Raw genomic sequence first — 5,443 nt, forward strand, 5'->3', positions numbered from 1 at the left:
CGCCGCCCGAGGGAGGACCGTTGGCCCGTCGACCGCTGCTCACCGCCGCCGTGGCGCTGTGCGCCGTGGCCGCCGCCGTCGCCCCGACCACCGCCGCCGGCGCACCGGCGGACGGGGAGGACGACGGGTCCGGCGGCCGGATGCTGCTCACCGTCAGCGGGCGCGGCAAGGACCTGTCGTGGATCCGCTGGGTGGAGCTGAGCTGCCCCCCGCGGCAGGCGGACGCGGCCCGGGCCGGCACCCGGCGGGCGGCGCCGCAGCCGCGGGGCGGTCATCCGGACCCCGCCCAGGCCTGCGCGGATCTGGACGGGGCCGGCGGCGAACTGCGCCGGATGTCCCGTGGTGACGAGCCCTGCACACGCGAATACGACCCGGTGACGGCTTCCGCCACCGGGTCGTGGTACGGCCGGCCGGTGGCCTGGCACGAGACCTTCGGCAACTCCTGCGAGATGCGCAGCCGTACCGGCGCGGTGTTCGCGTTCTAGCCGGACCGCCGCCGCGCGCCGTGTGCCGCCCGCCGCCGGGGAGGAGGCCGTCCTCCCCGGGCTCGCGGGCGCGGTCCGCACGGTCCTCGAAGCCCTGACAGCGTCTCAGGACCCTGAGAACCGTGCGGAGCCCTCGGCACCGGCGGCGGCAGCGGGCCCGGCCGTCATTCCTCCACGAGCAGGCTGCGGCGCAGTCTGCTCAGCGTGCGGGCGAGCAGCCGCGAGACGTGCATCTGCGAGATGCCCAGTTCCTCGCCGATCTGCGACTGCGTCATGTTGGCGACGAAGCGGAGCGAGAGAATCCTGCGGTCGCGCGGCGAGAGCTGCGCGATCAGCGGCTTGAGGGACTCGATGTACTCGATGCCCTCCAGGCCGTGATCCTCGTACCCGATGCGGTCGGCGAGGGCGCCCTCGGCGTCGTCCTCCTCGGGCTGGGCGTCCAGCGAGCTGGCGGTGTAGGCATTGGCCGCCGCCATGCCCTCGACCACCTCGTCCTCGCCGATGCCGAGCCGCTCGGCCAGCTCCGCCACGGTGGGGGCGCGGTCCAGCCGCTGGGCCAGCTCGTCGCCCGCCTTGGCCAGGTCCAGGCGCAGTTCCTGGAGCCGCCGCGGGACCCGGACGGACCAGGAGGTGTCGCGGAAGAAGCGCTTGATCTCGCCGATGATGGTGGGCATCGCGAAGGTGGGGAACTCCACCCCGCGGTCCGGCTCGAACCGGTCGATCGCCTTGATCAGACCTATGGTGCCCACCTGGATGATGTCTTCCATCGGCTCGCTGCGGGAGCGGAACCGGGAGGCGGCGAACTTCACCAGGGCCAGGTTGAGTTCCACCAGGGTGTTGCGGACGTAGGAGAACTCATGGGTGCCCTCCTCCAGCGTCCGCAGCCTCTCGAAGAGGCTCTTGGACAACTCCCGCGCGTCCCACGGCGCCACCTCGTCGTACGGGGGGATCTCGGACAGCTCCTCGCGCAGCGCGTCCAGCGCCGGGGCGGAGTCGTGGCCGTGGGCGGGGGTGTCGTCGACAGCCGTGTCGTCACTGCGGGTATCGGCGTCGGTTCGGTTGATGTGGGGGGCGGGTGACATGAAGAAGTGTCCTCCGTTGTGGTTCGGCATACGGCCGCCGAAGCCGTTCGTCATCTGTGCTCCGCCGGTACGGCGCCTCCTTCGCTGCTTCTCGGTTCCTCGGTGGTTTGCCGTTCGCGGAATTTCCTGTTATTCGAATCGGTGCACGACATCCGGACCGTGACATCCGGGCGGCCGTGACGGCCCGCCGTGTGCCGTGCCTTCTTCTAGCCCTACCGGGGACAGTACCGGCAAGGCAAGTCCGCTATGTCCGAATTCAGGTTAATGTCAGCGTTGTTCGGGTACTCGGGTCGTACCCGACGGGCTATGGTTCGAACCTAGTCAGCAAGCTGCACAGAACTGAAGGGGGCTGCATGGACCGCGGCCAGCCGGAAAGCGCACGCCGGCGACAGTTCACGGTCGATGCACGTCGCCTCCCGCCGGTCGCCATTGTCGAGCCGCGAGGTGAACTCGATCACCATTCCGCGGAGATGTTGCGTGTATCACTTCACGCCTGCGTCACCGGTGACTGTCCGTGGATTGTGGTCGACTGCTCGCAACTCGACTTCTGCGATTCGACCGGGCTGAACGCACTCCTCGCCGCCCGGCTGGAATCCGAGGCGGCCGGCGGCGGCATTCATCTGGCCGCGCCGCAGCCGCTGGTCGCCCGGCTGCTGGAGATCACCGGCGCCGGGAGGGTCTTCACCCTGCACGACACCGTGGAGGCCGCGCTCGCCGCACTCCCCGGCGAGCCGCGCTGACCGGGCCCGCACGGCCGGTCACCCGCCGCCACGCAGGGCCCGGTGACCACTTTGCGGCAGAGGGTTACCCGGGTCACACTATGGCGCACAGATGACAGGTGTCCCGGTCGGTTATCAGGGCAGGAGTCCAGGCACATTCGACGCCGGGGAGATCCGACGCCCGGCACGGCGCCCGTGACGGCCCCGGGGCGGGCCGGTGACGACCGGGCCGGCGGCAGGGCCGGCAGAACGGAGTCCGCGACGGGGCGGGCGCCGCACACGGGACCCACGGGGCCGAGGGGAGGCGAACGCGCATGAACGCAATGGCGCAGCCGTACCCTCCGGACGGCGAGGGCACCGGCCCGCGTGGCCTGCGGCACCCGGCCGGGCCGGCCGCCGTGCCGCCCCCCTCGCCCGCGTCGCCTCCCCCTCCCCCTCCCCCTCCCCCTCACCCTCCGTCTCCCTCTTCCTCTCCGCCCGCCCCTCCCGCCTCCGCCCCCNACCCTCCGTCTCCCTCTTCCTCTCCGCCCGCCCCTCCCGCCTCCGCCCCCTCCGGGGTCACCGGCCAGGTCCGGCGGCTGCGGCTGTCCGGCATCAGCGGCACGGTGGCCCGCGCCCGGGAATTCGCCCGCGAGGCCCTGTACGACTGGGGCTGGCTGCCGGCCGACGACGACGACCGCCGGGCCGCCGCCGAGGACGCCCTGCTGGTGGTCTCCGAGCTGGTCACCAACGCCTGCCTGCACACCGACGGCCCGCGCGAGCTGCGGCTGCGCCGTGGCCCCCGCACGCTGCGGGTCGAGGTCAGCGACGCCGGTGGCGGCCGCCCCGCCCCGCGCAGCACCCGGGTTCCCGGCCGCCCCGGCGGCCACGGCATGTTCATCGTCGAGCGGCTCTCGCTGGACTGGGGCGTCACCGAGGAGCAGCCGGAGCCGCCCGGGGGAACGGCCGAAGCCGCAGCGGGCCCGCCCGGCCGCCCGGCGGACACGGCGGCCGGGGAAACGGCGGGAAAAACGGTCTGGGCCGAGCTCGCAGCCGCCCCCTGACCGCTTCCGCGCTCCCCCCGCCGCGCCGCGAGCGCGGAGCGCGCCCCGCACGCCTCCCCGTGGTGCTGCGCGCACCTGACAGCCGCGGACACCGATAATCACCCTCCGGCGTCTACCATCAGGCCATGACCCGAGTACTGCTCGCCGAGGACGACGCATCCATCTCGGAGCCGCTGGCCCGAGCGCTGCGACGCGAGGGCTACGAGGTGGAGGTGCGCGAGGACGGCCCCGGCGCCCTCCGCGCCGGGCTGCGCGGCGACGTCGATCTCGTGGTCCTGGATCTGGGCCTGCCCGGCATGGACGGGCTGGAGGTCTGCCGCCGCCTGCGCACGGAGGGCCTGGGCCTGCCGGTCCTGGTGCTCACCGCCCGCGCCGACGAGGTGGACACCGTGGTCGGGCTGGACGCCGGTGCCGACGACTACGTCACCAAACCGTTCCGCCTCGCCGAGCTGCTGGCCCGGGTCCGCGCGCTGCTGCGCCGCGGCACCGCCGAGCACGCCCCGGCGCCCGCCGTGCACGGCATCCGGATCGACGTGGAATCCCACCGGGCCTGGCTCGGCGATGAGGAACTCCACCTCACGGCCAAGGAGTTCGATCTGCTGCGGGTCCTGGTGCGGGACGCCGGCCGGGTGGTCACCCGTGAGCAGCTCATGCGCGAGGTCTGGGACACCACCTGGTGGTCGTCCACCAAGACCCTGGACATGCACATCTCCTGGCTGCGCAAGAAGCTCGGCGACGATGCCGGGAACCCCCGCTACATCGCCACCGTGCGCGGCGTCGGCTTCCGCTTCGAGAAGGGGTGAGACCGCCCCGCCGTGCGCCGCCGACTGATCAACTCCACGCTCGCCGTCGTCCTGGTGGTCATCGCCGTCTTCGGCATCTCCATGGTGCTGGTGGAGACCCGCGCCATCGACGCCAGCGCCCGCGACAGGCTCCAGTCGGAGGCCGCCCGGCTGGTCACCGAGGTGGAGAGCCGGCTGGTGGCCGGCGAGCCGGTCACCCCCGACACCATGCGGGAGCTCGTCCAGCCCGAGCGCCAGGTGGTCATCGACCTGGCGGGCCGGGAGCCGTTCACCGTGGGGGAGGAGCCCGACGGTGCGGTGCTGGAGGCCACCGAGCAGGGCACCCAGGGCGAGACCGTCACCGTCCGGCAGGACGGCTCGGTGGTCAGTGACGAGGTCGGCCGCTCCCTGCTGATCATCCTGGCGGTGGCGGCGGTCACCGTGGCCTCGGCCGCCGTGCTGGCGCTGCGCCAGGCCCGGCGGCTGGCCACCCCCCTGACCGAGCTGGCCGAGTCCGCCGAACGCCTCGGCTCCGGCGATCCGCGCCCCCGCCACCGCCGCTACGGCGTCGAGGAGCTGGACCGGGTGGCCGATGTGCTGGACGCCAGCTCGGAGCGCATCCACCGGATGATCACCGCCGAGCGCCGGCTCGCCGCCGACGCCTCCCACCAGCTGCGCACCCCGCTGACCGCGCTCTCCATGCGGCTGGAGGAGATCATCGCCACCGACGACCCGGAGACCGTCAAGGAGGAGGCGTCCATCGCGCTGGCCCAGGTGGAGCGGCTGACCGATGTGGTGCAGCGGCTGCTCACCAACTCCCGGGAGCGCCGGATGGAATCGGCGGTGGGCTTCGACCTGGACGAGATCGTGCTCCAGCAGATCGAGGAGTGGCGGCCCGCCTACCGGGCCCGGGGGCGCGTGATCGTGCACTCCGGCAAGCCGGGGCTGCGGGCGGTCGGCACCCCGGGGGCGGTGGCCCAGGTACTGGCGGCGCTGGTGGAGAACGCGCTGATGCACGGCGGCGGCACGGTGGCGATCCGCACCCGGACGGCGGGCAACCAGGTGGTGGTGGAGGTCACGGACGGCGGCCGGGGGGTGCCGCCCTCGCTGGGCTCACGGGTCTTCGAGCGGGCGGTGAGCGGCCGGAACTCCACCGGGCTGGGGCTGGCCGTGGCCCGCGACCTGGCCGAGGCGGACGGCGGCCGGCTGGAGCTGCGCCAGCTCCGTCCCCCGGTGTTCGCGCTCTTCCTCAGCCGGGCCCGGGACGACGAGCCCGCGCCCTGAACCGGCCGCCTGCCGCCCGGCCGGCCCCCGCCCCCGCCCCGGCCCCCG

General features: G+C 73.6%; 7 protein-coding genes. 5 read left to right on the forward strand and 2 right to left on the reverse strand.

Annotated features, from left to right (window positions below; genetic code table 11):
- A partial coding sequence (locus GQS09_RS26690; protein ID WP_313896354.1) for an SSI family serine proteinase inhibitor occupies positions 1-485 on the forward strand: 485 nt, incomplete at its 5' end.
- Between the two features lie 164 nt (positions 486-649).
- Here GQS09_RS26690 and GQS09_RS26695 read toward each other — a convergent pair.
- Both GQS09_RS26695 and GQS09_RS30830 read right to left on the reverse strand, forming a co-directional pair.
- Positions 650-1,567 carry an RNA polymerase sigma factor SigF gene (locus tag GQS09_RS26695; RefSeq protein ID WP_243761825.1) on the reverse strand — a complete coding sequence of 306 codons (918 nt, stop codon included), beginning with the start codon at positions 1,565-1,567 and terminating at the stop codon, positions 650-652.
- Between the two features lie 317 nt (positions 1,568-1,884).
- Positions 1,885-2,028, reverse strand: a complete 144-nt coding sequence (locus tag GQS09_RS30830) for a hypothetical protein (RefSeq protein ID WP_313896356.1) — start codon at positions 2,026-2,028, stop codon at positions 1,885-1,887.
- Between GQS09_RS30830 and GQS09_RS26700 the strand changes: the two genes are divergently transcribed.
- From GQS09_RS26700 to GQS09_RS26715, 4 genes are all read left to right on the forward strand, one after another.
- Positions 1,996-2,307 carry an STAS domain-containing protein gene (locus GQS09_RS26700; protein ID WP_313896355.1) on the forward strand — a complete coding sequence of 104 codons (312 nt, stop codon included), beginning with the start codon at positions 1,996-1,998 and terminating at the stop codon, positions 2,305-2,307. The genes GQS09_RS30830 and GQS09_RS26700 overlap by 33 nt on opposite strands.
- A gap of 377 nt (positions 2,308-2,684) precedes the next feature.
- Positions 2,685-3,329 carry an ATP-binding protein gene (locus GQS09_RS26705; protein ID WP_399552614.1) on the forward strand — a complete coding sequence of 215 codons (645 nt, stop codon included), beginning with the start codon at positions 2,685-2,687 and terminating at the stop codon, positions 3,327-3,329.
- A gap of 125 nt (positions 3,330-3,454) precedes the next feature.
- On the forward strand, positions 3,455-4,132 hold the full coding sequence (locus GQS09_RS26710; RefSeq protein WP_165990108.1) for a response regulator transcription factor: 678 nt from the start codon (positions 3,455-3,457) through the stop codon (positions 4,130-4,132).
- 12 nt (positions 4,133-4,144) lie between these two features.
- Complete coding sequence (locus tag GQS09_RS26715; RefSeq protein ID WP_165990109.1) at positions 4,145-5,395, forward strand: ATP-binding protein; 1,251 nt, start codon at positions 4,145-4,147, stop codon at positions 5,393-5,395.
- The last annotated feature ends 48 nt before the right edge of the window (positions 5,396-5,443 follow it).

Origin of the sequence: Streptomyces sp. YIM 98790 (assembly GCF_011421595.1) — a bacterium.
Taxonomy (GTDB): Bacteria; Actinomycetota; Actinomycetes; order Streptomycetales; family Streptomycetaceae; genus Streptomyces.